5 protein-coding genes are annotated in these 3218 nt (G+C 36.9%); 4 read left to right on the top strand and 1 reads right to left on the bottom strand.

Annotated features, from left to right (window positions below; all coding sequences use genetic code 11):
- Positions 1-288: 288 nt before the first annotated feature.
- Entirely contained in the window at positions 289-846 is a 558-nt protein-coding gene (locus C4E06_RS16090) for a hypothetical protein (protein ID WP_107668986.1), read from the top strand.
- Between the two features lie 324 nt (positions 847-1170).
- Here C4E06_RS16090 and C4E06_RS16080 read toward each other — a convergent pair whose 3' ends face one another.
- Positions 1171-1416, bottom strand: a complete 246-nt coding sequence (locus C4E06_RS16080; protein ID WP_107668984.1) for a DNA-binding transcriptional regulator — start codon at positions 1414-1416, stop codon at positions 1171-1173.
- Positions 1417-1701: 285 nt separating this feature from the next.
- Here C4E06_RS16080 and C4E06_RS16075 point away from each other — a divergent pair, with 285 nt between their 5' ends.
- The 3 genes from C4E06_RS16075 to C4E06_RS16065 form a co-directional block, all read left to right on the top strand.
- Positions 1702-2064 (top strand): hypothetical protein, encoded by a 363-nt coding sequence (locus C4E06_RS16075; RefSeq protein WP_157951172.1) that lies wholly within the window; start codon positions 1702-1704, stop codon positions 2062-2064.
- The gene (locus tag C4E06_RS16070) at positions 2054-2356 is read left to right on the top strand and encodes a hypothetical protein (RefSeq protein WP_107668982.1); all 303 of its coding nucleotides are present in this window, start codon (positions 2054-2056) and stop codon (positions 2354-2356) included. Before C4E06_RS16075 ends, C4E06_RS16070 begins: the two co-directional genes overlap by 11 nt.
- A 69-nt stretch (positions 2357-2425) precedes the next feature.
- Positions 2426-3218, top strand: a 793-nt coding sequence (locus C4E06_RS16065; protein WP_304529252.1) for a DnaB-like helicase N-terminal domain-containing protein, incomplete at its 3' end; no start/stop codon positions are given.

Here is a 3218-nt window from a genome sequence, read left to right as displayed (position 1 = left end):
TGATACCGCATTTGTCTGTACTAGGATCATTAATCAGCACTTGAACATCTTTTAATGTTAAAATGGCTGTAATCCAGTTAGAATGGACGGAATGGACTGTTACGTCTGGCATAGTTGCCTCTTTAATTTTCTAGGTTCTATAGGTTGTTCACCTATGAATATAGTATAGGTTGTTCACCTATAAGTCAACAGGTTTTTTATCTATCAATACTATAGGTGTTTATCTATATATTTTGTAGGTTGTTTGATGTACAATAAAATAACCTATACAATACCTATACACCCTATATGCCTGCAAAAAATACTATTCAATTTAGTCTCCCGTCTGATCTGATAGAAAAGCTTGAAAAACTCAGTAAAGACAATGAATCAGCAGCTTTATGTGCCAAAAGATTAGTCTTAGGCATACTAGAAGAGGAAAAACACCCAAGACAGGACTTATCTGAACTAGAGGAAAGGATCGAATCCTTAGAAAAAGCCTTAGAACAAATGGCTGACAGTTTTAACAATCATAAACAGAGAAACTCAATGGCGTTAGAAGCTTTGAAGGATATGATCCAGTCATCAAGTTTGCCCCCAAACATTCAAGAACCCGAACTTGAAAAGGTTGATCTTAGAGACGTACCCAATTGTAGCGGTTACAGTCAAAACGACGCTATAGACTGGCTTCGAGAGATAATCGGATCGAACGAAATGACCAAGATTAACGGTAGCCGTAAACGGACTAAAAAAGAATGTGCCGATTATCTAGCTCTACACGGTTATCCTGGCCCCGAAAATCCCTGGAACTGGAACGCCCGAACGTTTAATAAGGCGTTAGATGCTTGGGGGCTTACCTGGAAATAATAAAAAACCGTCCCAATTGGGACGGTCATCTAGAATTAGAAAATGTTAATTATTTTGACGGCTGCTAAAAACCGCGTTGATCAGCAAATATACAACACTAATCCCGATGGAAATTTTGAAAGCGTTAGGGGAGGCGTGATACTGATACCACGTAGCAAACGTTCTTAACCCTGACAAAATCCATAACAAGATTCTATCACCGATCATAATAAGCAGATAGAAGAACGTACCGACCCCCAAAGACTGAATAAATCGGTTTTTTAACAAAGATTCAAACATGAGCTATCCCGGCTAGTTTGCTTTAATTATTCCCATTTTGGATGTCTAATTTTCATCAAAGGGAAAATCTTTGACAGGATTCAACCCATTTTCAGAAATTAAAGTAATTAAAGCTCTTACTTGAGGCAAGGTTAACGTGGGTGTAGTTTTGCCATTTTCCCATCTATAAATAGTCGACTGTTCTGTGCCAATTGCTTTGGCAAAACCGCGTTGACTCATTTTAAGTTTTTGTTCACGAAAATCTTTAAGCAATTTTCCTATTTCGGGGTTGACTTCTTTTACGTTTTTCATTTTAATAAGAATGCAACTTGCAGTCAATCGAGTTGTAGGGAAGTAGAGAGGTAGAGATTACAGCTTTCCTCTCTTTCCCAATAAACAACTATCTAGGTAGTAGGTCAGGTTTCCCGGCCCGCTACTGCCTGGTAGTTGTCTCAATTATTACTTAAAACTGAGGATTTGCCTATTAAAAATCTTTAATTTTCTGATGTAACTTTTTGCCGTTTTCCTCACTTGGAAATTAGAACTATCAAATCTTACGATATGGGGCTTTTGCCCCTTTTTACCTACCTTAAAACTATGACAAACTTGACCATCCACTATTCCGCTACTGCTGATTTATACAACAATAGCAACATTCCTGAGACATTAGGACTCACTATTGATCTTGAATATATTGAAGACTTTGACGCTGCTTTAGAGGATTTAAGAGAAAGAGTCCACTCAAACCTTAACAGTTTTGATCGCTATGCTAACGCAAAAAAAAAGATAACTGACATCGAGTCAAAGCTAGAGGAGATGTCAGTTATCTATGCAGAATGCCTCGATCAATACAATAAGATGACTAATTTTATGAAAGCTCAAGGCATCAAAAATGATTTCCCGGAGTTTCCTCCGTTAAGCCCAAAAATCGTTAAGGCCTTACCTTCCAATGAATTCTAAAAACATTAACGAACACATAAAAGATTGTACCGAAAGGATGTTTGAACAGTTACTAGAACTCATTGTAACACAGTGTAAAAGAGTCAAATGGGACACACAAACCCGTAGAGAATACTTGCTAGAAACTTACGGCAAACGTTCTCTACAAGTATTAAGTCTTCCCGAATTGATTGAGTTTTTAGGCTATTTAGAAAGCCTTCCAACTCCATTAAGCTCACTTAATTTGTCTCATTTATCCAAAAATATCAAGATTTCTGTTGGCAAAAAGAAATCTGATTCTATCCCATTTTAATTAACAAAAGTAAAGCCCCTAGTGCTTGCCATTAACACTAGGGGGTATTGTCCAAAGGAGGACTTAACAATGGTAGTCGATTTTAAACAACGTAAGGAGCAAATCTTAAGAGCCTTACCAGATTTACCGCCTAGCAACATAGAAGCGGAGGAATCGATTTTAGGGGGAATCTTATTAGATCCTAACGCCTTCGCTAGGGTAAAAGATATACTTAAATCGGAACATTTCTATGTCGAGAGTCACCGACTATTGTACAAGAGAATTTGTGAATTGTCTAGTATTGATAGCGTAACAGATTTTTTGTCAGTAAAAAGTTACTTAGAAGACAAAAATGACCTTGATAGAGTAGGAGGTTTAAACAAACTTACTCAATTATTAGATAGAACGGTATCAGCCGTCAACATTGATAGATATGCGACTCTAGTTGTCAAGAAATGGCTTCAAAGGGAAACGCAGTGCCTAGCCAACAATCTATACAGTTTTGCTCAAAACTATCAAGATGCTCATCTTTCTGACTGGTTTGACGAGAAAGATTTTGATCAAGAATCTGTATATAATAATCTTGGTTTATATCTTGAAGTCGTAGAGAAACAAGTTCATGAGTTAACCCGCTCTAGATATAGAGAGAGTCTTTCGTTAGATAGTGAAACAGTTCGAGCTAAGCAGTTAATTGATAAGATCAAAGATATTGAGAATAACTGCAAAGACTTAGTGTCAAAACGATTCAAAAAAATGAATTTGGCTAAGCAGTATAAAATGTCTGAAAAACAACTAGAAAGCCTTTACTTAGCCTCATTAATTGGAGAACAAAACGAACCCATTCAGACCCTAGCAAGTCTTAGGGAAAAATACGGAGATGATG

This window comes from Cyanothece sp. BG0011, assembly GCF_003013815.1.
GTDB lineage: Bacteria > Cyanobacteriota > Cyanobacteriia > Cyanobacteriales > Microcystaceae > Crocosphaera.
The sequence above is the reverse complement of the archived record's forward strand: the minus strand, read 5'-3'. Positions and strand labels throughout refer to the sequence as shown.

Excerpts from the sequence above, each read along its gene's own strand:
- C4E06_RS16075 (WP_157951172.1), top strand. The coding sequence starts at position 1,702 with ATGACAAACTTGACCATCCACTATTCCGCTACTGCTGATTTATACAAC.
- C4E06_RS16090 (WP_107668986.1), top strand. The coding sequence starts at position 289 with ATGCCTGCAAAAAATACTATTCAATTTAGTCTCCCGTCTGATCTGATA.
- C4E06_RS16080 (WP_107668984.1), bottom strand. The coding sequence starts at position 1,416 with ATGAAAAACGTAAAAGAAGTCAACCCCGAAATAGGAAAATTGCTTAAA.
- C4E06_RS16070 (WP_107668982.1), top strand. The coding sequence starts at position 2,054 with ATGAATTCTAAAAACATTAACGAACACATAAAAGATTGTACCGAAAGG.